Here is a 22,570-nt window from a genome sequence, read left to right on the forward strand (position 1 = left end):
TGTGCGCTCCTTTAATGACCAGACAATAGTGCCAGTTTGCCACCTATACGGGCTACTTCCAACCTCTGCCCCACCTGCCGCGCCGATCGCACGGCCACCGGGCCTTGCCCGTGCCAGTGGGTGCACAGCTTGCCGACGTCCCCCACTCCCCTCCTTGTTACCTCTACCCCTTCGCTGACCAGCCACGCCGCGATTGCCCGCCGGCGCCGCGGTTCCGCCATCGCCGCCAGATCGGCGCAGTCCGTAGTGGGTGGGGTGCGCAGGGTGGCGTCGTCAAGCGCCGCATCGCCCGCTGCTTGCGCCAGCGCCGGCACTGCATCCCCACCGATGATGCGGCTCAACTGCGGAATGACCTCGCGGCGCAGCGCCACGCGGCGGAAATTCGTGTCCGCATTCTGCGGGTCCTGCCACGCAGAAAGACCCAACTCCGCGCAGGCGCCCTCGGTATCGGCGCGGCGCACGTTCAGCAGCGGCCGCACCACTCGGGCGCCTTCCACCTCGCTGCGCTCGCCCATGCCGGTCACCCGCCCACGCAGCGCGCCGAGCAGCAGTGTTTCCGCCTGGTCATCGGCCGTATGCGCCACGGCTACCTCTATGTCTTCGCCCGCGCACGCGGCGGCCAGTGCCCGATACCGCGCCGCCCGCGCGGCCGCTTCCATCGACTCCGCCCCCGCCGCAGCGCCCGCCTCAACGCAAAGCACCTGCGCCCGCGCGCCTAGCGTTCGCGCCTGTTCGGCCGCGCGCTCGGCCTGCGCCTTCGAGCCATCTTGCAACCCGTGGTCCACGCACAGCGCGAGCACCTCGTGCCCTTCCGCCACGAGCGCCGCCATGAGAGCCAGCGAATCCGCGCCCCCGGACAGCCCCACCGCCACTGCATGGTCAAGGCCAGCGGCGCGCACGCCGCGCCGACACGCTAGAAAGTGCGGCGAAACCCGCGGCCAGAAGGGCTTTTTAGAACTCATGCAGTGCAGAAGCCAATGCGTCTTGAGCCTTGCGGGCGGACAAAATATCGCCGTCATTAACAATGAACGCAAAGGCATACACGCGCCCGGAATTGCCCTGCGCGGTGCCGGCTAGGGCCGAGACCCCAGTCAGCGTGCCCGTCTTGGCGCGCACGTAGCCCTTGGCCGCGGAATCGCCGTAGCGCTCGTACAGCGTGCCATCGCCGCCGGCCACCGGCAGGTAGGACACCAGCGGGCGCAGGCGCGGATCCTTGACCGCGCCATTAATGAGCTGCGTCAACAGCTCGGCGGTGAGCCGATTGTCCACCGAGAGCCCGGAATTGTCCTTAATATCCACGCCCTCGACGTCGAATCCCTGCTCCCGCAGTACCTCGAGCGTGGCCTGCGTATCGCCTTCAAAGCTGGCTTCCTTACCACGGGACATCGCCAGCTCACGCGCAATGGCCTCGGCCATGACATTATCGGAATGGCGCACCATTTCTCGGGCGCGGTCCGCTAGCGGCGGCGAATCCACGCTCGCAACCTCCTGCGCATTCTCTGCCACAGAGCCCATGCCTACCTTGCCCGCGCCGAGGCGATCGCCTAGCTGCTTAGCGACGTCCAAAGCTGGCTCATGACTCCTCGGCACATCCCCCGTCGTCGCGCCCAAGCGACCGCCGTAGAGCATGGCCGGTTCCATTGGCGCGACGAAGCCGCCGTCCACGTTCTCCGGATCCCACCCCGGGGCCTGCGCCTCGCCGGACCACACGGAGGTATCGATGTAGACGCCATCGACCTGCTCGACGTTCTTCGAAATCTGCTCGGCCAATTCATCGAGCTGTTCGTGCGTCATCCACACATCGCCCGCGGCTTTAATGACCACGTTCTTTTCGTTCGACCCACGGTAGACCTTGGTGGTGATTTTCTCATTCTCATCCAGCGCCAACGTCGCCGCCGCGGTGGTGAGGACCTTCGTGGACGAGGCCGGGGTAAGCCGCTTATCCGCGTCGCGCTGCCACACCACGTCACCGGTTTCGGTATCGATCACCTCGCCGCCGAAAGTGGCAAGGTCCTTATTCTTCGCGAGCTCATCCAGCTTCGCGCTCAGCGCATCCAGGTCTGCCTCGCCCGGCTGTGCTGCGCTCAACGGCTCCTCAGGAGCCTCGACCGCCTGTGCCTCCCCGTGGGAGAGATCGCCATATTCGCGCTGGAGGGTAACGCCCAGCGCAGCCGTACCTCCGACCGCTGCTGCTACCACGAGCGCGGTCGCTGACCACCAAACATGCTTTGCTTTCATTGCCTTTAACCCTAGCGCGAATCCGCAACGCGCTAGACTATGGGCAGTAATTGATACCCAATCCCCCATGGAGGACATCGCTGTGAGCGTTGAAGTAACCATTGAAATCCCGAAGGGCTCCCGCAACAAGTACGAGGTTGACCACGAGTCCGGCAAGGTCTACCTCGACCGTTACCTGTTCACCCCGATGGCTTACCCGGCTGACTACGGCTTCATCGACCACACCCTGGGCGAGGACGGCGACCCGCTCGACGCCCTGGTCATCCTGCCGGAGCCGGTCTTCCCGGGCGTAGTCGTTGAGGCCCGCATCGTCGGCGTCTTCAAGATGACCGACGAGGCCGGCGGCGACGACAAGCTGCTCGCCGTCATCGATGACCCGCGCTGGGAGCGCTACCAGGACATCAACGATGTGGAGCAGCACATCAAGGACGAAATCGAGCACTTCTTCGTCCACTACAAGGACCTGGAGCCGAACAAGGAAGTCACCGGCTCCGGCTGGGGCGACAAGGCCGAGGCAGAGAAGATCCTCGAAGAGGCTAAGGCTCGCTTCAAGTAAGCGCTTCTGCCGCACGCTAACGGCGGCACTGTGAAGGTACGTTTCCGCAGACGGTAGGGACCGAAGAGGTTTCCCACCGCGCGCCGAAGCGTACCTTTCGCGTTTTCCGACTAATCACTGTCGTGAACGGTAAATAGTGGCGAAAATAGCGTGTTTCGGGGCGTTATTTGCCGTGAACGCCAAAGGCACCCGTGGACGAAAACCGCGCCTTAGGAGCCACAATGGGAGGCAAGCGAGCCGTCGAGCTCAGACTCCGGGGCATCAGGAGCGATGGGGTCCTCGGCGAACTCCTCGCCCGTGCGCGCCTTGTCCTTGGCAGTAGTGAGCATGAGCGAGCGGCTGTCCGGGTAATCCAGCACCACGTTGGCGGAGGCGTAGCCGGCGATCGGCTCGCCGAAGGTGCGCACGTTGTCCAGGCCGCGGAAGGTCAGGAGGATGGCTTCGGCGGAGGAGGCGGCGTCGATGGCGGCAACGAGGAGCTCCGCGTTGGTCGGGTCCTCTTTAAAAGCCTCGCGGGCGCGCTGAAATTCTTCGCTCTCGCCATAGATTCCGGTATACGCTGCGGCATCCACCACCGCGGTGTTTATACGTTTTTCGCTGGTGTTGAAAGGAATATAGGGCTTGCCCAGCAGCGCCCCGCCATAGGAGGGGCCGAGGAAGTACACGGCGGCGAGCACCGCGATAAAGGCAACGCCGAAAAGTCCGCCAAAATTTTCAGCACAGTTTTCATTCTTTTCGACCTCCTGTGCGCAGCACGTAGCCGCGCAACGGTTCAACAAGGACAATGGCAAGAAGCGTGACCACCCAGCCCACCGCCAGGAAGCCGAAGGCCATAAGCAGGCGAGCGCTCACGTCGACGTCGCTTGAATCGAGGCCGGAGAAGAACATCAGCGAGGCGATGCCACCGCCGAAGAGGAAGCCGAAGGAGCTCAAGGCCACGACCGGCCCCATGACGGTCAGCGCCCCGGAGCGGAACTGGAAGCCGCGCGGCACGCCCATGAGATCCAGGGAGCGGATGAGCTCCTTGTCTTCGAAGATGCCGGAGACCTGGCCCAGGATGATGGACATGGTGGTCAGCGTGAAGCCGAAGATGAGGGTTAACAAGACACCGGTGGAGATGTCCTTGAACACCACGTTCGTCCCCGGGTCTTCCTTCAGAGATAGGGCCAAAGCGTCTGCGCCCAGGGGCGCGGCAACGAGGAATCCCGCCAAGTAACCGAAGAAGCCGATGGCAGCACTCCGCCGCCAGGCGGGGCGCGCATTGCCCGCCACGCGCTGGCAGGCCACGAAGTGCGCGGTGCCTGGGAAGAGGGACAAGATGTGCGCGCCGAGCTGCAGGATGAAGGGAGCGATGAGGTTGATGCTCATCAGCATGCCGAACATGACCACGATGACCATGGCGGTCGGCGGGCCCGCCTTGCCGAAGAGGAAAACCCCACCGGCCGCCACGATGATGAGGAAGACGATGGCGCGCCACCAGCGGTAAGCCGCGGGCATCTGACGCTTGGCCACGCCCAGCGGGCTCACGCGCACGCGCTGCATGCCGACGAATGCGGCGCCGATGGCCAGCAGGAAAAGCACACCCGCCACGGCGAGGTAGCCCCACCACGGGAGGAGAAGCTCGGACAGAGCGATGGGGCGCATCTGGAAATCCAGCTGGGTGAAGACCGGCGCGACGAGCAGGCTGATCAGCCCACCGAGCACGATGCCGATCACCGCCTGGAGGCCGGTCTCCACAATGGCCATGCGCTCCACCTGCCGGGAGCTCAGCCCCAACAGGCGCAGGGTGGCCAGGCGCTGCTCCCTGCCGGACGCACCGAGGACGGCTGCTTGGGCTGTGAGGTTAAACAGCGCCGGAAGAATGAACGCGCAGGCAAAAAGGGCTAGGGCGAACCAGATATAAAAACAGGCCGTAATATCGTTGCCGAAGGCCTCCTTGAGTGCCGGGGCGGCATCCTCGACGTGCTGGGCGCGCTGCCAGAACATCCAGGTACCACCCGCAACGAGGAAGGCGATGGCGGAGCCAATGGTCAAGCTCACAATCGCCAGCATCGAGACGATTCCCGTGCCTGAGCGCGCGCGAATAGATTCGCGCTGCAGGTCCATAACTAGGGTCGCGGTGTTCATCGAATCACCCCAAGGCGGCGGTCGTCGTGAATGATGCCATCGCGAATCTCCACGCGGCGCTGCATCCAATCGGCCACCTTCGGGTCATGCGTGACCATGACCAGGCTGGCACCCGACTGGCGCACGATGGTCGTGAGCATCTGCATCACCTCGTGGCCGGTGGACTGGTCCAGCGCACCGGTGGGCTCGTCGGCGAAGACGATGCCCGGATTTGCCACCAGTGCACGCGCGATGGTCACGCGCTGCGCCTGGCCACCGGAGACCTGCGCCGGGCGACGATCCGCCAAACCGCCAAGGCCAAGCTGATCAAGAAGCTCCATCGCGCGCTTGCGGGCAGCCCCACGCGATACTCCGTTGAGCATGGCGGGCAGCGCCACGTTGTCCACGTTGCTCAGCTCCGGCAGCAGCTGGCCGTCTTGGAAGACGAAGCCGAAGTTGCGCAGGCGGGTGCGGGAGCGGGGGCCGTCGCCAAGCGCGGAGAGCTCCTCGTCGCCGTAGCGCACGCTGCCGTGCGTAGGCGTCAGCACGCCGGACATGCAGTGCAGCAGCGTGGATTTGCCGGAGCCGGACGGCCCCATGACGGCCACGAGCTCGCCCGGTTCAATGTCGAGGGAAATTCCGGCGAGCACCGGGCCGCCGCCGAAGTCCTTGGTGATGTCTGTCAGGGAAAGTGTCTGTGCCATGTCTCTCATTCCACCGTGCCGGGCCCGCGGAAAGAACAGCCCTAGCGTTGCTCTTTAAGGTAGTGCCAGCACTACCCCTGTAGTTCGGGGCGCCCGATATGCTGTGAACCGTGTTCCGTAAAAAGCCCCAACCCACCACGCACGAGCAGCAGCAGGCGCAGCAGATTGCGCAGCTCACGGCCTCGCGGCGCGCCATCGCGGACGCCTACGAGGTGGAGCGCGCCCGCATCGAGCGCGACCTGCACGACGGCGCGCAGCAATACCTCGTGGCCGCGAGCATGAAGTTGGGCGAGGCTCTTCTCGACGCCCCCGCTGACCTCACCGAGCTCCTCACCGCTGCAAAGCAGGACGTGGACCGCGGCCTGAATTCCCTGCGCGCCACGGTGCACGGTATTCACCCACAGGTGCTGCAGGATCACGGCCTGGTCGCCGCGCTTGCCGACGCCGCCTCCTCCCACGGCCCCCACGTCAGCGTCTTCGCCCCGCATCCTCTGCCTGAGCTCTCCGCCTCCGTGCTGGCCTGCGGCTATTTCTTCGGCACGGAAGCTTTGACGAATGCGGCCAAGCATGCGCCGGGCGCGCCGGTTTCGGTGCTGGTGACCTCGGACGATTCGCTGCGCATCACCGTGGTGGATGAGGGCCACGGCGGCGCACAGGTCGTCCCCGGGCACGGCCTGGCGGGGATGGCCGAGCGTCTTGCTGCCTTCGGTGGAGAAATGTCTTTGTCCTCACCGCCTGGCGGCCCGACCCGGGTGGCCGGGTCCATTCCCCTTCTTCTCGATCGCGGACAGCCAGGAGTGTAAAAGATGAGCTTAAGGATTGTGGTAGCGGATGACTCCGCCATTCTGCGCGAGGGCCTGGCCGGCCTGTTGGAGCGCCGCGGGCACTCTGTAGTGGGCCAGGCTTCCTCTGCTGCTTCGCTCGAGGCTGTGGTGGATAAACTGCGCGACGACCTGCCGGACATCGTCATCACGGACGTGCGCATGCCGCCGGGCATGGGCGACGATGGTTTGAAAGCCGCCGTGAATTTGAGAAACGCCTACCCGGGCCTGCCCGTCATGGTGCTCTCCCAGTACGTAGCCCCTGCATATGCGGTGGAGCTCTTCGACTCCCCCGAGGCCGGCACCGGCTACCTTTTGAAGGACCGTGTCTCCGAGGTGCGCGACTTCCTGGCCAGCCTGGACGTGGTGGCCCAGGGCGGCACCGTCATCGACCCCACCGTGGCTCAAGCTCTCATGAGCTCCGGACGCAGCGGCTTGGGCGAGCTCAGCCCGCGCGAGCGCGAGGTTCTCGAATTAATGTCCCGCGGCAAGTCCAACAAGGACATCGCCGCCGAGCTCGTTTTATCCGCCGCCGCGGTGGCCAAGCATGTCTCCAACATCTTCACCAAGCTTCGCTTAGACCCCAGCGAGGACAACCGCCGCGTCAAGGCGATTCTGGAGTACCTCTCCGCGCACCGTTAAAACGCGCACGCAGGCCTGCGCGGGGCCAGCGCCGTGTACGTCACTTTGACCCCATGCGCCACCGAGTATCGTCGCGGTCCGCCCGCACGACGCTCACGGTAAATAGCGCGCGACCCCCATTTTCCGGCGCTATTTACCGTGAACGACATCGACTCCTCACACGAACCGACGATTTAAGTGCCACAGCCAGATCCGCGGCTTGCACCTGCGTGCTCTCTGCCAAAATTCGTTCTTCAACACGACGAATCACGCGGTCCCTCGCATCCAAATTCTGAGCAGTCGTGGCCTAACTTTCTGGCCGGATTGTGTTCTGATTCAGCAGGGTGCGAGTGCGTACTTTCACAAGGTTGAGATTCCATAGTCGGGCCTCATCGACCATAGCGAATTCGGTGGTGTCCTCATCCGAGATGTCGACTTCGATGGTGACGGCATTGTCTGCGGAAGAAATGATGGTGTAGTTAAGCCCGTCAAGCCTGTCAATTAAGGTAGTGACCGCTTCGCTTGTCGGGGAGATCGTGCCCGAAAGCGCAGTAGCAAAATCAACGAGCTTCTTTTCATCGGGCGCTTCATCGCCACTGTCGATGAAGCAATATTGTTGAATTGGAGATCCATCCTCTGCAGGGGCAAAGGAATGATTTTCCGCTGAACCAACTTTCGCAACCGTAAGCGTCCCCGTGACGTCCTCAAACGCTAGCTGCTCCCGTGGACTGCGGTTATTGCAGGCAAAGTGAATGGTGTCGCCTTCCCTCTTGGTGATAACAATCCCTGAATCGCCAGTCATGCATTCATAGCCAGGTTCGACACCTTCCCAATAACTATGCAGGTACTCGTTGAAAACACTGAGCCAGTCTGACTGTTGTCCGGTTCGCAGACGAAAGCTTGCGCTATTACTAACGCCATCGGTAAGTCGAATGCTGTTTTCTGTCTCATTATCAATGAGTAGGAACTCAGCGCTATAGGTTCTAAGCCTCATTGCAGTGGGAGCCGTTCCTGGACGAACTGCAAATTCAAGGTTCAGGTTATATTCGGTGTGAGGCTCGAGGTCCACGCCGATACGGCTTTCTATGGTAATGCCTTCGATTTCAAGCTCGCCTTGTCGAAGCTCTGTCCGCATCCCTGTAAGACTTTGCAAAAATTTCCCTTTCAATTCAGATGAATGCTGAAAACGTGGTGGAAAAGAGCCACTCTCGCCATAAACAGAAAGCCGTACCGTAGGCTGTACGCCACTCTAATCACGACCAAGACAGGTTCGCCTGAATTCATCTCAGTTGCCGCTGGAAATTGATGCCCTGCGCACATCCGCCGCGGATGCCAAGGACTTGATCCAAGGCATACTTTAAGCCTCGCTTACAAGGGGTTAAGCGCTGAAGCAGATAACCATTTGGACTACAAGTCTGGCGGGACAAGAGCTAAAGCTGCTGGAACAGGCAATTGACTCAACGGGCCGGGCACACAGTTTTCGCCGCGCCTGGTTGCTCACGGCTCTTCTCGGACGCGGCACGCGGAGCAGCATAAGGACCTATGCGTGACTAGGGTATGAGGCATGAAAAACGTTCAACCAACTGAAGTACCCGAAGGCGCTCAGCTCATTGATGTCCGCGAGAATGATGAGTGGGCGGTAGAGCGCGCGAAGGGCGCGACCCATATCCCGATGAGTGAGATTACGGGTCGCATCCAGGAAATCGACCCGGACAAGGACATTTACGTCATCTGCCACGCGGGCGGCCGCAGCATGCAGGTCTGCCAGTATCTGGAGCATGCGCTGGGCTGGGACACCATCAACGTCGATGGCGGCACGGATAAGTGGAAGGCTGCCGGACTTCCCATCGAAACGGATTAATTGGCCTTAACCAATCTTTTGGGATTATTATGATGGTATGGCTTCCACGAATAATTCTGTAATCCCAACTGCCCTACTCGAATCCCCGTCATTCCAGCTGGAGCGCCTCCGCCGCCGCACCCGCGATGGCGTCGAGGCCGCCCTGCAGACCAAGCAGACGACGCTGCGCGAGTACTGGGTCCTTACCTGCCTGGTAGACGCGGATGCCGCGTCGCAGTCCTACCTCTCCGAGACCCTGGCCATTGACGCTTCTGACATGGTGCGTCTTATCGACGCCCTCGAGGACCGCGGCTGGGCCAAGCGCGAGCGCGATCCGAAGGATCGTCGCCGCCAGATCGTCGCGTCCACCAAGAAGGGCGCGAAGGCCCACAAGGACTTGGCGGAGCTTGTTTCCGCCGCCGAGGACGAGGCTTTGGATGAGTCCACCAATAAGCAGCTCAAGCACCTGCGTAAGTTGGCCAAGTCCATCATCGCCGCGGACGAAGAAGAGGCGTAAATGGCAGGACCCGAATCACGTGTCCCGCAGCAGTACCTTCTAGGTAGCGCGGCACCGCGGCCGCGCACGCTGTGGGACATCATCACCACCACCGCGGAGATGCACCCAGACGCCGCCGCGCTGGACGACGGCGAAATCATCACCTACTCCGAGCTCATCCACGAAGTCGAGCTGTGGGCCACCGAGCTGCACGCCAATGGCGTGCGCCGGGGCGATCGCATCGGCATTCGGATGACCTCCGGCAAGCGCGAGCTCTACCTCGCCATTTTGGCGACCCTGGCGGCAGGCGCGGCCTACGTGCCTGTCGACGCCGATGACCCAGACGAGCGCGCCGAGATGGTCTTCGGCGAGGCCGATATCGATGGCGTCTTTACTGATGAAGGCTTCCGCTTCCTGCGCGATTCTGCGCGCCCGGACGCCCCCGACAGGTCCGCCGAGGAGCCGGCTGAGAACCCCAATACCCCGCGCCCAGAAGACACCGCGTGGATCATCTTCACCTCCGGTTCTACCGGCAAGCCGAAGGGCGTGGCTGTAAGCCACCGTTCCGCGGCCGCCTTCGTGGACGCCGAGGCCAGCCTCTTTTTGGTCAATCACCCGCACGGGCCACTCGGCCCGGAGGATCGTGTGCTCGCCGGGCTATCCGTCGCCTTCGATGCCTCCTGCGAGGAAATGTGGCTGGCCTGGGGCCACGGCGGCTGCTTAGTCCCGGCGCCGCGATCCCTGGTGCGCTCCGGCATGGACTTGGGCCCGTGGCTCATCCGCCGCGATATCACCGTCGTGTCCACCGTGCCTACCTTGGCGGGCCTGTGGCCGGCCGAGGCGCTGGATAATATCCGCCTGCTCATTGTCGGCGGCGAAGCCTGCTCGCAGGAGTTGGTGGACCGCCTGGCCACCGAGGACCGCGAGATGTGGAATACCTACGGCCCTACCGAGGCCACCGTCGTCGCCTGTGCGCAGCAAATGCTGCCCGGACGGCCGGTGTCCATTGGCTTGCCGTTGAATGGGTGGGACCTGGTGGTCGTCGACAAGCAGGGCATGCCTGTGGAAATGGGCGGCGTCGGCGAGCTGGTGATCGGCGGCGTGGGACTGGCGTCCTACCTGGATCCGGCCAAGGACGCGGAGAAGTACGCTCCGCTGGAGTCAATGGGCTGGCAGCGTGCGTATCGCACCGGTGACCACGTGCGCCTGGAAGAAGACGGGCTGTACTTCGTCGGCCGCGTGGATGACCAGGTGAAAATTGGCGGGCGCCGCATCGAGCTCGGCGAGGTCGAAGCCAATGTCGCGGCCCTGGATAATGTCTATAACTCGGCCGTGGCCGTGCAAAAGACCCCGGGCGGCGAGTCCGTCCTGGTGGGCTATGTTTCCCTCGAGGATGAGGCCAAGGGCTTCGATCACGAGGCGGCGCACGCCCGCCTGGCCGAAACCATGCCGGCCGCACTCGTCCCGCGCATCTGCGTAATGGAAGAACTGCCGGTGCGCACCTCCGGCAAGGTGGATAAGAAGGCCCTGCCGTGGCCGCTGCCTGGAGTGGGCGTGGAATCGACCACGCTGACCGAGACCGAGAAGTGGCTCGCGGAGCTGTGGGTCGAAACCCTCGGCGTGTCCGTGGAAGACGAGAACGCCGACTTTTTCTCGCTCGGCGGCACCTCGTTGGCGGCCGCGACCCTCGTGGGCCATATCAGGGAGCGCTACCCCACCGTGGCCGTGCGCGACCTCTACGACCACCCGCGCTTGGGCTCACTGGCCGAGCTCATTGCCGGCGCCGAACCGCGCCCCGCGGCTGCTGACGTCCCCATGCGCGAGGTCACCAAGGTCGGCTTCGGCACCCGCCTCGCCCAAACCCTGATTCAGATCCCCATCATGACGCTGGCAGCATCCAGCTGGCTGGCCTGGCTCATGCTGGGTTCCACCGTGGCGGCATCGCTGGGCTTCGAGTGGGCCGCGGCCTATCCGTGGTGGCTGGTCATCGCCATGCTCATCGTCTTTGTGACCCCAGTCGGCCGCATCCCCATTGGCGGCTACGGTGCGCGTCTTATTACGGCCGGCATTAAGCCGGGCGATTACCCGCGCGGCGGTTCGACGCACCTGCGCATCTGGGCGGCCGAGCGCTGGGCTAATGCCTCCGGCGCGAGCTCCCTGGCCGGCGCCACGCGCGTGAATAACTACGCCCGTGCTCTTGGCGTCAAGGTCAAGCGCGGCGTGGACCTGCACTCTCTGCCGCCGGTGACCGGCCTGCTCACCTTGGGTAAGCACGCCGCCATCGAGCCCGAAGTGGACCTCTCCGGTTATTGGCTGGACGGCGATATCCTGCATGTGGGCGCCATCGACGTCAAGGAAGGCGCTCGCGTGGGCGCGCGCTCCACGCTGCTATCTGGCACCGTGGTGGGCAAGTATGCCCACGTGGAGGCCGGTTCCACCGTCACCGGCCGCAAGAAAATCAAGGACGGACAGCGTTGGTCCGGCTCACCTGCCAAGAAGGTGGGCCGCTCCAAGCACCGCTTCCCGTCCCATCCCCCGAAGCGCCGGCCGTGGTGGGTGGCCATTTATGACGCCACCTCCGTCCTGCTGGCCATCCAGCCGGTTGTTGCGCTGGCGGTAGGCGCGGCCGTCGTCTTAGCCCTCGTGCATTCCACGGGTGGCGATAGCTTCGTCGGCGCGGTCTTCTTCGCTCCCGTCGGCGCGCTGGCGGCCTTTGCCACCTATATGCTGCAGACCTGGCTGGGCGTGCGCATCCTCTCGCTGGGCATTAGCCCAGGCGTAGCACCCGTACGCTCGGCCAAGGGCTGGCGTCTGTGGGCCATCGAGCGCCTCATGGACGAGGCCCGCACCAAGCTCTTCCCGCTCTATGCCTCCCAGTTGACCCCAGCGTGGCTGCGCTCGCTCGGCGCGGAGATTAGCGCCAACGTGGAAATCTCCACCGCGGTCATGATCCCCAAGCTCACCGAGGTCAAAGAAGGTGCCTTCCTGGCCGATGACACCATGATCGGCGGCTACGAGCTCGGCGGCGGCTGGATGCGCACCGGCGAGACCAAGGTGGGCAAGCGCTCCTTCGTGGGCAACTCCGGCATCACCGCTCCCGGCCGCAAGCTATCCAAGAACTCGCTGGTTGCCGTGCTTTCTTCTACCCCGAAGAAGACAAAGGCCGGTGCCAACTGGTGGGGTGCACCGCCAGAGCGCATGCGCCGCGTGACCGTAGAGGTGGACTCCCCCGCCAACTCGGGTGAGGCGCTGACCTATAACCCGGGCTTTGCCGTTAAGGCCGCCCGCGGTGTGGTGGAAACCATGCGCCTTTTGGCACCGATGTTTTCTGCCATGCTGCTCGCGGCAACCCTCAGTGTCTATGACTCGCTTCTCGACGCCCTCGGCTTCCCCCTCACCTGGCTCCTCTCCGGCCTCGTGCTCATGGGCATGGGTGCGGTGGCCATGGCCGTCACCGTCGCGGTGAAGTGGATCTGCGTGGGCAAGCACCGCGCGGCCGACCACCCGCTGTGGTCCGCTTTTGTCTGGCTCAATGAGCTGCAGGATACCTTCGTGGAGGTCGTCGCCGCGCCGTGGTTCTTCCAGCACACCTACGGCTCCGGCGAGATCAACCTGGGGCTGCGCGCCCTCGGCGTGGAAATCGGCCGTGGTGCGTGGATCGATTCCTACTGGTTCCCGGAAACGGACCTCATCCGCATCGGTGAGGCCGCCACCGTGGGCCCTGGCACTGTGGTGCAAACCCACCTTTTCCAGGACCGCGTGATGAGCCTAGATACCGTCACCATCCAGGACGGCTCCACGCTGGCCGCCCACTCGGTGGCACTGCCGGCCTCACTCATCGGCACGGCTTCTACCGTAGGCCCCGGTTCGCTGGTCATGCGCGGTGACCGCGTGCCCACCAACGCTGTATGGCAAGGCAACCCCATCGAGCCGTGGAAGCGCTAGGCCGACGGCAGTAACCTGCGACCTACCTCGCGAAGTCCTGGTATTTAATCATTTCGCCGGACTTGAAGTCCCAGGCCTCCACCCGGACGCGGTCAGCAAAGACCTTGACCCGCAGTCCGGTGGAGGCCTCTTCCTTTTCCTTGACGATTGTCTCGTCATTATCGCCATCCGGCAGGTACTCATTGAGGATGGCACCGGTATTGACTACCGGGAAGCCGGTGCGGCCGGCCTCGCCGGTGCCGTCGTAGCGGCGAGTTCCCCACCAGTTATTTTGGTGCAGCGAGGAGTGGCTGTGGCTGCTAAACCACACGATGTTGTTGTACTTATTGACCACATCGGAAAGCGCCTCGAGGTCCTCAAAGTCATTCTGGTACCACGCCGAATGAGACATCGATACCGTCTGCGGCAGCAGCGGATGGCTAAAGACCAGCGCCGGAGTGCCCTTAGCATCCCAATAAGCCAGGCGCTCATCTAGCCAATCGAGCTGCTCCTTGCTGATGCGCTGGAAGGGCTCCTTGCCGTGGCGCAGGATATCGGAATAGAACTCGGTATTCACAGAAATCAGTGGCACCCCATCAACTACCTCTTCCTTCCACGGCTTATCCTGGCCGGAGTATTTGAGGAAGCGCTCCAGGTAGGTCTCAGATCCTTCCTTGCCATACATTTCGTGGTTGCCAATGGTCCACAATTCCTTGCCCGAATCGTGCGGCACCTCGCTATGCGCGGCCAGGAAATCGTCCCACTGCTGCTGCGAGCCATCGTCCACCAGGTCGCCGTTGAGCACCAGCGCCCCGGCCTTATCCTCCATGCCGTTCAACTGGCGGACCGCGTCTTTGTAGTCTTGGGGGTCGCCTTGGACGTCGGAAAGCACGTCCACGGTAGCCTGCGGCGAGCCTTGAAGCTCACCGAGCGGCTTGACGACGCCCACGTTGTCCACCGCCCACCACCAGTCATCATTGCCGTTGTTGTAGCTGAAGCTAACCTGCATATTCTTCGCGCCGGCCGGCACGTCCACGCCAATGGACTCGTGCTTAGAGAATACGTCTTTGTCGAAGGCGGCGATTTCCTGGGTTTCCCCACCATCGAAGGAGACCGTTACCGTGGCATTCTGCCCATCCTTACCCTGGCGGTAATGGTGGTCGAATTCCACATTCACCCGCTCCTGCCCCGCCACCGGGATGGCCGGGCTCTTTAGGCCTGCGGTCATGGAATCACCCTCGGCCAAGCGCTGCTGCTTGTTGTCAATGATGGCGAAAGTGTCATGCGCCTGCGTGAAATAGTGGCGCATGTCGGTACCGGCCGCCCAGGTCCAGTGGCGCATATCGCCAAAGGTCCAGCCCTTCCAGCGAGCCTCGCCTGAGTCCACACCCTGCACGTCGGTCTTCCACCCCTCCGGCGCGCGGTGGGTAAACCACGCCGGGGTATCCACCTCATCGAAGCTTTCCTGCCACAGCACCCGCGATTCAGTGCCTTCCCCCGGCTGCACATCGTCTCCCGCCGAGGACCCCTCGGACGAGCCCTGGGAGGACCCCCAGGAAGAGCCTAACGATGACCCCAAAGAAGAACCAAAGGAGGAACCCGGAAGCGAGGACTGGGCCGCCGCGACGGGCGCGCCCACCATTCCGGTGAGCGCCAGGACAGAAGAGAAAGCACAGAGTTTATTTTTCATAATTCAATTTCTATCCGGCCTGGGCAACGAGGCGGTTACATATACGTAAACTCTTGGCAAGCACTGTATGCCTGCCAAGAGTTCGCGCTTTGAGCTCCACGTATTTTAGGCGTGGCGGTCGAGCCAGTCCACGACGGTATCGAGAGCTTGATCGGCAGCCGGCTCATTGAAGACCTCATGCTTCTGGCCTTCCCAAGTCACATACTCCACGTCTTCAGAAGAGACGGAGTTGTACCAATCCTGGGAGAAGTACGGCGGCACGATGCCGTCCTTGGTGCCGTGCATGATGAGCGTCGGTGCGGTGAAGAGATCCGCATTGACGGCGTCATAGTTCGCGATTGCTGCCAACTGCAGGGCGGTACCGGCGCTGGTCTTCTGCGCGATAAGCGGGCTCGAAGCATACTCGTCCTTGACCGCCTGGCTGGTGGAGACCCCATCCGTGAATGGGTTAGACAGCTTGATGTTCTTGCTCCACTCCGGCGATTGTGCGCCGATTTCGGTGCGGTGCGGAATGAGGTTCTGCGCATAGTGCGCATTAAAGCTGGTGAGTTGGGCCAGCGGCAAGCGCTCAAAGATGGTGGGATCCAGCTTCTTCTGGGTCTCCGAAATATCATCCGGAGTGATATTCTTTCCCGCCACATTCTTGCCCGACAGGTTAAGCGGCGCGCCACCACCGTTGGTGATGATGCCATCGACCTTGCCCGGCTCGCGGATGCCATAGGCCTCCACAGTCAGCGAGCCCATCGAATGGCCCAGCAGGAAGGTCTTTACTCCCTGGTTTTCCTCCTTGGCCATGTCCACCACATGGTCAAAGTCATCCAGGATGTACTGGAAGTTATCGATGTGCCCCAGTGGCACGCTGCCGCCAGCGGACTTGCCGTGCCCGCGGTGGTCTACACGGTAGACGTTGTAGCCCGCATCCAGCAGGCGCTTGGCGACGTAATCGTATCGCCCCGAGTGTTCAGAGACCCCGTGCGCAAGAACCACCGCACCGCGTGGGTTGGCCACCTTCTGCTTGCGGTAGTAGATCTTGACGCCCTCGCCGTGAGCGCTGTAGAAGTAGCCGTCCTCATCGGATACCTGCTTTTCCGAGACAGTTGGGCGCCCCAATACGTCTGGTTTCTGGTCTGCCACGGGCGCAGGCGCCGGGGCTTCCTGGGCGATTGCCCCTGCCGTGAGCGTGCCAGATACCGCAACTGGTGCCGCCAGTACTGCTGCCGCCGTCAGGCAGGCGGTTACGTGCTTCTTCATCATCACTGTCTCCTCATGGTGCTGTAGGTCATATCCTTGCGTTAGATGAGATTGAGATAACAGTGATGCTAAATATTCTAAGACGGAGACCACAAATAGTTTTCGACAATGTTACCTACGGTTCCGTAACATAACCGCCCGGAAATAACCCTTTAAAATCCACAATTTCCCGCGAAACTATTCCTCCCCATTTACCCCCTTTTGGTACCCCGAAAACAAAAAGCGGGAAACCCGGAATTACCGAGTTTCCCGCCCATTGTGCGGCTAATTTAGCTCAACCTAGTCACCAATCTGGTCGCGACCACGCTTGACGATGTTCTCATCGACCTCGCCCACCAGCTCATGGTCCTTGTTCGTGTACTCGAACTTGGACAGCACATAGCGCATGGCGTTAATACGGGCGCGCTTTTTGTCGTTGGACTTAATGGTGATCCACGGCGACTCTTCCGTATCCGTGTAGCGGAACTGCTCTTCCTTCGCGCGGGTGTAGTCATCCCACTTATCCAACGAAGCCAGGTCCATCGGGGATAGCTTCCACTGGCGCACTGGGTCAATCTGGCGGATAGCGAAGCGGGTGCGCTGTTCCTTACGGGTAACAGAGAACCACAGCTTGGTTAGGGAGATACCCGAGCCAAGAATCATGTTCTCCAGCATCGGGACCTCACGGAGGAACTCCGCGTGCTGGCTTTCGGTACAAAAGCCCATCACACGCTCCACACCGGAGCGGTTGTACCAAGAGCGGTCAAAGAAGACGATCTCGCCACCGGCTGGGAAGTGTTCAATATAGCGCTGGAAATACCACGAGGTGGACTCACGCGGCGACGGCTTCTCCAGAGCCACAGTGCGAGCACCGCGCGGGTTCAGGTGCTCGTTAAAACGCTTAATGGTGCCACCCTTGCCGGCCGCATCGCGACCCTCAAAGATAATGATGTGGCGCTGGCCAGTTTCCTTGGTCCAGTTCTGCCACTTCAGCAGCTCAATCTGGAGAGCGCGCTTAACGGACTCGTACTCATCGCGAGTCATACGTTCATCGTAGGGGTAATTTTCCCGCCAAGTCTGAACTGGGGAACCATCCGGCATAATCAGCGAAGGATCATCCTCGTCGGTTCCATCGACGACGTAGCCGTCAGTTTTTGCCAGGTCGATCTCGGGAAGGTCGTCGTCTTTAATATCAGCCATGCATTTAGTGTAACCCGAATGTAGGCATCAAGCGCGCTAAATTTTCGCAGTTACCCCTGCCGCCCGAATGAACAACAAAACAAAAAGAAGGCCTACCGAAACGGTAGGCCTTCTTGCTTCAGCGAGCGTTAAAGCTCAGAACTGAGGGATGTTCTTATACGAACATGCCGATCAGGTCGGATGCGCCGTCAGCAATGTTGACCAGTGGCTTAACGATGCCATAAAGGGCGTTGAACAGGCCACCAAAGATGTCGAATGCGAAGTTCAGGGTGGAAGAAAGGTTCTCCATTTTAATATCTCCTCAGATAGTTAGCGTGTTTTTATTACTTGGAGCTCAGAGCCGGCAGAACTTCACCGGTGAACTCGAATGCGCCCTTAGCAGCCTCAAAAGCGTTAGAGAAGCCGGTCCATGCGGTGATGCCATCAACGATGGTCTTCCAGCCGGTCCAAGTGGTTACGAAGTTGTCCAGGTGAGTCTGGATGAGGGAGAGATCCATGTTTGAACTCCTAAAATAGATCCGAAGCTATCTTGCCCCGGAGGGGTTTGCAGTTTGCAGACACCCTCAGTGGGCGTCACAAGAGATATTCTGGCACAAGTTTGAACGAAATCAAGTCAAATTTGCATAGATGCCCCAACACGCCGGCAACTTGATAAGGATAAGTTTATGCCTCATAGCAGTCATTGAAAACTTTTTACCTTAATTGAAAGCCCCCTGAACTGGCCCTTTACATCACGCTTGAAATAATTGGGCAAAATAGAACTTAACACTGTAACGCTTTCCGGTGTAACGGCCGATAGATAGACGCAAAACCCGCCCTCTGTGAGCGAAAAACTTTTTTAAATTCCACCCCTCCAGTTACCCCTATACGGGGTAAATGGGGCGCATGATTCGCGTGTTAAAAGCTGTGGTGACGATTGGCGCACCATTTTCCGCAGTGGATTGCCTGAGTTTTCTTTGCATTAAGGCCCAAATCGAAACCTTCTATGACGAGCGATTTCGGAAAACCTTTCCGTGAAGACTCAGTGCTGCTATATCGCATTGGTTAAGCAAAATGGTGCAGACACGCCGAAGCGCCCCGACTCATGCGCTCTAAAGCACAGAAGCGGGGCGCTCAAAAGGGGCTAGAAGGCCGCTAGGAGCCTTGTCCGAGCCCGTCTCCTAGACCTATCGGGGATTGGACTTAGAAGCCCATGCCGCCCATAGCGTCAGCGTCCGGCATGCCATTGTTGGCGCCGGCCGGCTCAGGCTTGTCGGCGACGACAGCCTCGGTGGTCAGGAACAGAGCTGCAATGGAAGCAGCGTTCTGCAGTGCGGAGCGGGTGACCTTAACCGGGTCATTGATGCCAGCCTCCATGAGGTTGACGTACTCGCCGGTAGCAGCGTTCAGACCCTCGCCTGCCGGCAGGGAGGAAACCTTGTCAGCAACAACGCCCGGCTCGAGGCCCGCGTTGTGTGCAATCTGCTTCAGCGGTGCAGACAGTGCCTCGCGCACGATCTTGACGCCAGTAGCTTCGTCGCCCTTGAGGTCATCCAGGGAATCCAGGACGGAAGCAGCCTGCAGCAGCGCTACGCCGCCGCCGGCAACGATTCCTTCTTCCACGGCCGCCTTTGCATTGCGGACTGCATCCTCGATGCGGTGCTTGCGCTCCTTGAGCTCAACCTCGGTAGCGGCACCGACCTTGAGGACGGCAACGCCGCCGGAGAGCTTAGCCAAGCGCTCCTGCAGCTTCTCGCGGTCGTAATCGGAGTCAGAGCTTTCGATCTCGGCACGGATCTGCTTGATGCGGCCGTCGATCTGCTCCTGGGAACCAGCACCCTGAACGATGGTGGTCTCGTCCTTGGTGACGACAACCTTGCGTGCCTGGCCCAGGTACTCGAGCTCGGCGGTCTCGAGGGAGAGGCCGACCTCCTCGGAGATGACCTGGCCGCCGGTGAGGATGGCCATGTCCTGCAGGGTGGCCTTGCGGCGGTCGCCGAAGCCCGGGGCCTTAACCGCAACGGACTTGAAGGTGCCGCGGATCTTGTTCACAACGAGGGTGGACAGGGCCTCGCCCTCAACGTCCTCAGCGATGATGAGCAGCGGCTTGCCGGACTGCATAACCTTCTCCAGCAGCGGAACCAGGTCCTTGATGTTGGAGATCTTGGAGGAAACCAGCAGGATGTACGGATCCTCCAGGACTGCCTCCTGACGCTCCATATCGGTAGCGAAGTAGCCGGAGATATAGCCCTTATCAAAGCGCATACCCTCAGTTACCTCGAGGTCAACACCGAAGGTATTGGACTCTTCCACGGTGATAACGGAGTCCTTGTTTACGGAGCCGTTGCCCACGGTGTACATAGCCTCAGCGATCTTCTCGCCGATGGCCGGGTCAGCAGCGGAGATGCCAGCGGTGGTAGCGATCTGCTCCTGGGTTTCTACTTCCTTGGCGGAAGACAGCAGGGAGTCCACAACCTTCTTGGTTGCGGTCTCGATGCCGCGCTTGATGCCCATTGGGTTGGAACCTGCGGCTACGTTGCGCAGACCCTCGCGTACCAGAGCCTGTGCCAGCACGGTTGCGGTGGTGGTGCCGTCGCCTGCGACGTCGTCAGTCTTCTTGGCGACTTCCTTGACCAGCTCGGCGCCGATCTTCTCGTAAGCATCCTCGAGCTCGATTTCGCGAGCGATGGAAACACCGTCATTGGTAATGGTCGGGGCGCCCCAGGACTTTTCCAGGACGACGTTGCGGCCCTTGGGGCCGAGGGTGACCTTGACGGCGTCGGCAAGCGTGTTTAGGCCGCGCTCAAGGCCGCGGCGGGCCTCTTCATCAAAAGCGATAATCTTTGCCATTGTGTTTGTGCTCCTTGGTTTATTGAGGACGACACTCACGTCTTTCTCGCTGCGGACGCCCGCGACGGCATGGCTGGTGAGTGTGAACCAACCTCAACCACAACGATGTAGATTTATCTAGCACTCATACTGTGCGAGTGCTAACGACCATTCTGGCACTCTCCCACCGCGACTGCAAGAAAAAATGGCGCCCCGCGAAGGGACGCCATTATATAAGGAATGGTTCAGAGACTAGGAGCTCTTCACCGTGCGCTTGGTCCAGCGGTAGATGAACGTTAGCGCGATAATAAAGAGGATCACGCCCACCACGGTGGCGGAGGCGCCACCCTCAAAGATTTCCAGTGGGCTCTCGCCGCCCGCGGCGGCGATAATACCGGCGTTGACCACGCCGAACAGGGACTCACCCACGATGAGGCCGGTGGCCAGGAGGGTACCCATACGCTTGGCAAACTCCGGGTGGGATTGCTTCGCGGCCCACTTGTCATAGAAGGTGCCCAAGATGGCACCGATGGGGATGACGATGGTCAGGGCGGCCGGTAGGTACATGCCCATGCCGGCAGCTAGCGGGGACAGCGAGTACTTATCGGTGAACTTGCGCAGGAGCTCGTCAATAATAATGAGGACAGCGCCAATGGCCATACCGATGAAGATGAGGTTCCAATCCAACGAGCTATCGAAGATGCCGGAGGCAACGGAGGACATCAGGGCGGCCTGCGGGGCGGCCAAGGCGTCTTCGCCGGCGCCTTCCATACCTTGGAAGCCGAAGCCATTGAGCATGACCTGCAGAATCGGCGGAATAACGAGAGAGCCGAAGACCACGCCGATAATGAGCGCTACCTGCTGCTTCCACGGAGTAGCACCGATGAGCTGACCGGTCTTGAGGTCCTGCAGATTGTCATTGGAAATGGTGGCAATGCCAAAAACGATGGCCGCGGTGAAGAGCGTGTAGGCCACCAAAGACAAAGGATCCGCAGTGGTGCCGCGGGTGACGGCCGCGATGAGCAGCGAGGCAGCGAGCACGGCGATGATGCCAATGGAGGAAATTGGCGAGTTAGACGCACCAATCAGGCCGGCCATGTAGCCACACACGGAGGCGATAATCAGGCCCACCAGCAGAGTAAAGAGGACGGAGACGGTAATGAGCACGGCCATGTGGTCGTGAATATCAGTACCGCGCACAAAGTCCCACAACAGCAACGCGATAGGCACCATGAACGCCACGATGGTGGTGGCGACATAAGGGAAAGGAATATCGCGCTCGGTGACATCGACGACGGAGCCGGACTTGCGGGCGCGCGAGGAGGCCAGCGACTGGCGGATGCCCACTGCAATGGGAGCGGCAATCTTCAGCAGGGTCCACATGGCGGCAATGGCCATGGTGCCTACGCCGATGAAGCGGATGTCATCGGAGAAGGTGGTATCGACGACGTCGGCAAGCGCGGTGGCGCCCGTAATATCGCCGGTGGTGAAAATGGGCAGCAAAATGAAGTAGGAAATCACCACGCCAACCAGCATGGCAATGCCTACCGGCAGGCCCACCAAGTGGCCCACGCCGATAAGCGCGGTAGACAGGCTAGTGCCCAGGGTGGTCGCGCCGGCGCCGAGCTTGAAATAAGCGGTGACCTCGGAGGCGGCGGCCTTCATTGCGGTCAGCAGCGCCATGACGGCCGAGGTGATACCGCCGGCGACGATGACGCGCAAACCCTTGGCATTTTCTTCGTGGCTGGTGCCGGAAGCACTTTCATCGCCCACCTTGAGGACCTCGGCCGCGGCCACGCCCTCCGGGTAGGGCAGATCGGAGCCGGTGACCAAAGCGCGGCGCAGCGGGATGGAATACATCACGCCCAGCACGCCGCCGATGATGCACACGCCGGCAGTCTGCAGGAAGCCAAAGCCCTGCCAGTACCCCACCATCACCAGGCCCGGGAGGACGAAGATGATGGCAGACAGGGTGCCCGCAGCAGAGGCAATGGTCTGCACAATGTTGTTTTCTTTAATGTTGTGGCCCTTGAACCGGCGCAGCACCGCCATAGAAATCACGGCGGCCGGGATGGAGGTAGCAAAGGTCAAGCCCACCTTCAGGCCTAAGTACACATTGGCAGCGGTGAAGATGAGGGTAATCAGGCCACCGATGATAATGCCGCGCAGAGTCAGCTCGGGCAGGGAGGCCTTGGAACCTGCGGCGGATGATGCGTTCGCCATGCCAGGTCCTTTCTATTCTCGGCTATGAAAGTTTCTTGTCTCACCCCGCGTAGCAGGCTACAGCCAGCAACGCCCGTTTTCGCCCGTTTCACTCCGGTTTTAACCCCGGTTTG

Annotated in this window: 19 protein-coding genes; 6 read left to right on the plus strand and 13 right to left on the minus strand. The window is 61.3% G+C overall.

What is annotated here, in order from left to right:
• Positions 1–11: 11 nt before the first annotated feature.
• Together tilS and dacB are read right to left on the minus strand one after the other, a co-directional pair.
• Positions 12–962 (minus strand): tRNA lysidine(34) synthetase TilS, encoded by a 951-nt coding sequence (gene tilS, locus QP965_RS06625; protein ID WP_284844460.1) that lies wholly within the window; start codon positions 960–962, stop codon positions 12–14.
• Positions 952–2,238, minus strand: a complete 1,287-nt coding sequence (dacB, locus tag QP965_RS06630) for a D-alanyl-D-alanine carboxypeptidase/D-alanyl-D-alanine endopeptidase (protein ID WP_284844461.1) — start codon at positions 2,236–2,238, stop codon at positions 952–954. Before dacB ends, tilS begins: the two co-directional genes overlap by 11 nt.
• A gap of 67 nt (positions 2,239–2,305) precedes the next feature.
• Here dacB and QP965_RS06635 point away from each other — a divergent pair, with 67 nt between their 5' ends.
• Complete coding sequence (locus QP965_RS06635) at positions 2,306–2,794, plus strand: inorganic diphosphatase (protein WP_234447349.1); 489 nt, start codon at positions 2,306–2,308, stop codon at positions 2,792–2,794.
• A gap of 209 nt (positions 2,795–3,003) precedes the next feature.
• Here the strand turns inward: QP965_RS06635 and QP965_RS06640 are convergent, their stop codons facing one another.
• From QP965_RS06640 to QP965_RS06650, 3 genes are read right to left on the minus strand one after another with little or no spacing between them, the layout of a single operon-like run.
• A complete protein-coding gene (locus QP965_RS06640; protein ID WP_284767027.1) occupies positions 3,004–3,579 on the minus strand; it encodes a hypothetical protein in 576 nt (191 codons plus the stop codon).
• The gene (locus QP965_RS06645) at positions 3,521–4,921 is read right to left on the minus strand and encodes an FtsX-like permease family protein (protein ID WP_005325648.1); all 1,401 of its coding nucleotides are present in this window, start codon (positions 4,919–4,921) and stop codon (positions 3,521–3,523) included. The genes QP965_RS06640 and QP965_RS06645 overlap by 59 nt, the downstream gene beginning before the upstream one ends.
• Entirely contained in the window at positions 4,918–5,604 is a 687-nt protein-coding gene (locus tag QP965_RS06650) for an ABC transporter ATP-binding protein (RefSeq protein ID WP_284844462.1), read from the minus strand. Before QP965_RS06650 ends, QP965_RS06645 begins: the two co-directional genes overlap by 4 nt.
• Positions 5,605–5,714: 110 nt before the next feature.
• Here QP965_RS06650 and QP965_RS06655 point away from each other — a divergent pair, with 110 nt between their 5' ends.
• Positions 5,715–6,407: a sensor histidine kinase gene (locus tag QP965_RS06655; RefSeq protein ID WP_005325646.1), complete on the plus strand. Its 693-nt coding sequence runs from the start codon at positions 5,715–5,717 to the stop codon at positions 6,405–6,407.
• 3 nt (positions 6,408–6,410) lie between these two features.
• Entirely contained in the window at positions 6,411–7,067 is a 657-nt protein-coding gene (locus QP965_RS06660; RefSeq protein WP_284844463.1) for a LuxR C-terminal-related transcriptional regulator, read from the plus strand.
• A gap of 286 nt (positions 7,068–7,353) precedes the next feature.
• Here the strand turns inward: QP965_RS06660 and QP965_RS06665 are convergent, their stop codons facing one another.
• Positions 7,354–8,181: a hypothetical protein gene (locus tag QP965_RS06665; protein WP_284844464.1), complete on the minus strand. Its 828-nt coding sequence runs from the start codon at positions 8,179–8,181 to the stop codon at positions 7,354–7,356.
• 429 nt (positions 8,182–8,610) lie between these two features.
• Between QP965_RS06665 and QP965_RS06670 the strand changes: the two genes are divergently transcribed.
• The 3 genes from QP965_RS06670 to QP965_RS06680 are packed head-to-tail and all read left to right on the plus strand — an operon-like array spanning position 8,611 to position 13,327.
• Positions 8,611–8,907, plus strand: coding sequence for a rhodanese-like domain-containing protein (locus QP965_RS06670; RefSeq protein ID WP_005325643.1), 297 nt, complete (start codon positions 8,611–8,613; stop codon positions 8,905–8,907).
• Positions 8,908–8,944: 37 nt separating this feature from the next.
• Positions 8,945–9,403, plus strand: a complete 459-nt coding sequence (locus tag QP965_RS06675) for a MarR family winged helix-turn-helix transcriptional regulator (RefSeq protein ID WP_284767032.1) — start codon at positions 8,945–8,947, stop codon at positions 9,401–9,403.
• Complete coding sequence (locus QP965_RS06680) at positions 9,404–13,327, plus strand: Pls/PosA family non-ribosomal peptide synthetase (protein ID WP_284844465.1); 3,924 nt, start codon at positions 9,404–9,406, stop codon at positions 13,325–13,327. It abuts the gene before it with no gap.
• A gap of 22 nt (positions 13,328–13,349) precedes the next feature.
• On the opposite strand, the gene QP965_RS06685 is transcribed toward QP965_RS06680, so the two are convergent.
• The 7 genes from QP965_RS06685 to QP965_RS06715 form a co-directional block, all read right to left on the minus strand.
• Positions 13,350–14,996: a metallophosphoesterase family protein gene (locus QP965_RS06685; protein ID WP_284844466.1), complete on the minus strand. Its 1,647-nt coding sequence runs from the start codon at positions 14,994–14,996 to the stop codon at positions 13,350–13,352.
• Between the two features lie 105 nt (positions 14,997–15,101).
• Positions 15,102–16,250, minus strand: a complete 1,149-nt coding sequence (locus tag QP965_RS06690; RefSeq protein ID WP_284844467.1) for an alpha/beta hydrolase — start codon at positions 16,248–16,250, stop codon at positions 15,102–15,104.
• A 276-nt stretch (positions 16,251–16,526) separates the two neighbouring features.
• On the minus strand, positions 16,527–17,426 hold the full coding sequence (ppk2, locus tag QP965_RS06695) for a polyphosphate kinase 2 (RefSeq protein ID WP_023019951.1): 900 nt from the start codon (positions 17,424–17,426) through the stop codon (positions 16,527–16,529).
• Positions 17,427–17,580: 154 nt separating this feature from the next.
• Positions 17,581–17,715 carry a hypothetical protein gene (locus tag QP965_RS06700; RefSeq protein WP_284844468.1) on the minus strand — a complete coding sequence of 45 codons (135 nt, stop codon included), beginning with the start codon at positions 17,713–17,715 and terminating at the stop codon, positions 17,581–17,583.
• Between the two features lie 34 nt (positions 17,716–17,749).
• Complete coding sequence (locus QP965_RS06705) at positions 17,750–17,923, minus strand: hypothetical protein (RefSeq protein WP_239278257.1); 174 nt, start codon at positions 17,921–17,923, stop codon at positions 17,750–17,752.
• A 685-nt stretch (positions 17,924–18,608) separates the two neighbouring features.
• Positions 18,609–20,255, minus strand: a complete 1,647-nt coding sequence (groL, locus tag QP965_RS06710) for a chaperonin GroEL (protein ID WP_023019954.1) — start codon at positions 20,253–20,255, stop codon at positions 18,609–18,611.
• A gap of 231 nt (positions 20,256–20,486) precedes the next feature.
• The gene (locus QP965_RS06715; RefSeq protein WP_284844469.1) at positions 20,487–22,457 is read right to left on the minus strand and encodes an OPT family oligopeptide transporter; all 1,971 of its coding nucleotides are present in this window, start codon (positions 22,455–22,457) and stop codon (positions 20,487–20,489) included.
• Positions 22,458–22,570: the final 113 nt, after the last annotated feature.

The organism is Corynebacterium sp. MSK074 (assembly GCF_030229735.1).
Taxonomy (GTDB): domain Bacteria; phylum Actinomycetota; class Actinomycetes; order Mycobacteriales; family Mycobacteriaceae; genus Corynebacterium.

Excerpts from the sequence above, each read along its gene's own strand:
- QP965_RS06675 (WP_284767032.1), top strand. The coding sequence starts at position 8,945 with ATGGCTTCCACGAATAATTCTGTAATCCCAACTGCCCTACTCGAATCC.
- QP965_RS06660 (WP_284844463.1), top strand. The coding sequence starts at position 6,411 with ATGAGCTTAAGGATTGTGGTAGCGGATGACTCCGCCATTCTGCGCGAG.
- QP965_RS06645 (WP_005325648.1), bottom strand. The coding sequence starts at position 4,921 with ATGAACACCGCGACCCTAGTTATGGACCTGCAGCGCGAATCTATTCGC.
- QP965_RS06685 (WP_284844466.1), bottom strand. The coding sequence starts at position 14,996 with ATGAAAAATAAACTCTGTGCTTTCTCTTCTGTCCTGGCGCTCACCGGA.
- QP965_RS06635 (WP_234447349.1), top strand. The coding sequence starts at position 2,306 with ATGGAGGACATCGCTGTGAGCGTTGAAGTAACCATTGAAATCCCGAAG.
- QP965_RS06665 (WP_284844464.1), bottom strand. The coding sequence starts at position 8,181 with ATGCGGACAGAGCTTCGACAAGGCGAGCTTGAAATCGAAGGCATTACC.
- ppk2 (WP_023019951.1), bottom strand. The coding sequence starts at position 17,426 with ATGGCTGATATTAAAGACGACGACCTTCCCGAGATCGACCTGGCAAAA.
- QP965_RS06705 (WP_239278257.1), bottom strand. The coding sequence starts at position 17,923 with ATGGATCTCTCCCTCATCCAGACTCACCTGGACAACTTCGTAACCACT.
- QP965_RS06690 (WP_284844467.1), bottom strand. The coding sequence starts at position 16,250 with ATGATGAAGAAGCACGTAACCGCCTGCCTGACGGCGGCAGCAGTACTG.
- QP965_RS06715 (WP_284844469.1), bottom strand. The coding sequence starts at position 22,457 with ATGGCGAACGCATCATCCGCCGCAGGTTCCAAGGCCTCCCTGCCCGAG.
- tilS (WP_284844460.1), bottom strand. The coding sequence starts at position 962 with ATGAGTTCTAAAAAGCCCTTCTGGCCGCGGGTTTCGCCGCACTTTCTA.
- QP965_RS06670 (WP_005325643.1), top strand. The coding sequence starts at position 8,611 with ATGAAAAACGTTCAACCAACTGAAGTACCCGAAGGCGCTCAGCTCATT.
- groL (WP_023019954.1), bottom strand. The coding sequence starts at position 20,255 with ATGGCAAAGATTATCGCTTTTGATGAAGAGGCCCGCCGCGGCCTTGAG.
- QP965_RS06700 (WP_284844468.1), bottom strand. The coding sequence starts at position 17,715 with ATGGAGAACCTTTCTTCCACCCTGAACTTCGCATTCGACATCTTTGGT.
- QP965_RS06650 (WP_284844462.1), bottom strand. The coding sequence starts at position 5,604 with ATGGCACAGACACTTTCCCTGACAGACATCACCAAGGACTTCGGCGGC.
- QP965_RS06680 (WP_284844465.1), top strand. The coding sequence starts at position 9,404 with ATGGCAGGACCCGAATCACGTGTCCCGCAGCAGTACCTTCTAGGTAGC.
- dacB (WP_284844461.1), bottom strand. The coding sequence starts at position 2,238 with ATGAAAGCAAAGCATGTTTGGTGGTCAGCGACCGCGCTCGTGGTAGCA.